Consider the following 694-nt stretch of genomic DNA (forward strand, 5'->3'; position numbering starts at 1 on the left):
CATTTATGCCGTCGCTATTGTCGTAGCGCCGTTGCGCGTAATTGGCGCCGATGTCTATCTGGTTGTCGGCGGTTTTGGCACCGTAGGTGTAGACGCCCCCCACGCGCTTGTCGTTGAGTTTGTCGTTGATACCTTCGACCGCGGTTGAAGTCGTTCGCTCGAACTTATGGTATTCGGCGTCGAGTTTCAGGCGGTGGCGGTCGGTGAACTCCATGATGCTGTCGGCCCGCWGGCGCTGCCCGGTGCTCGATGCATCGGACTGCGAATGATAGATGTTGCGGGTCGGTTGCCAGGTAAGCCGGGTGGCGCTGTTGCGGTCTTCAGCCTTGAGCTCGAAGGAAGGTGCAATCCTGGTCACCATAGAGGACTGGACGTTATGCTCGACCTCTCGAATGTTGTCGTCGTAACTTTCCGACAAGCCGAAAGTGGGAATGAACTGGAATCCGTAAATATCAATGGATTGCGGGTCAATACTCCAGGCAATGCCGGGATACAGGGAGACCACGAGCAATGCAAAAGGGCGGTGCGGCTTGAGGGGCATATCGTTATTCCCTAGAAGTGAATAAGCCCGGCTGTTTTTGCTTGTGTCGTTACGAACGTTGTCGCTCCAGATCACTGAGCGGGACGCAGACTTGCTGCTGCCGGTTCAAGAACTGTAGCAGGAGCATGACCCGTTCAGCCCCCAGCATTGACA

Annotated in this window: 1 pseudogene; it reads right to left on the reverse strand. The window is 55.8% G+C overall.

Going from position 1 to position 694, the window contains the following annotated elements:
* Window positions 1–541, reverse strand: a pseudogene (locus tag AC1DVH_RS32295) (outer membrane beta-barrel protein); the annotation flags it as partial.
* Between the last annotated feature and the right edge of the window lie 153 nt (window positions 542–694).

Source organism: Pseudomonas sp. P4_C3, assembly GCF_056402075.1.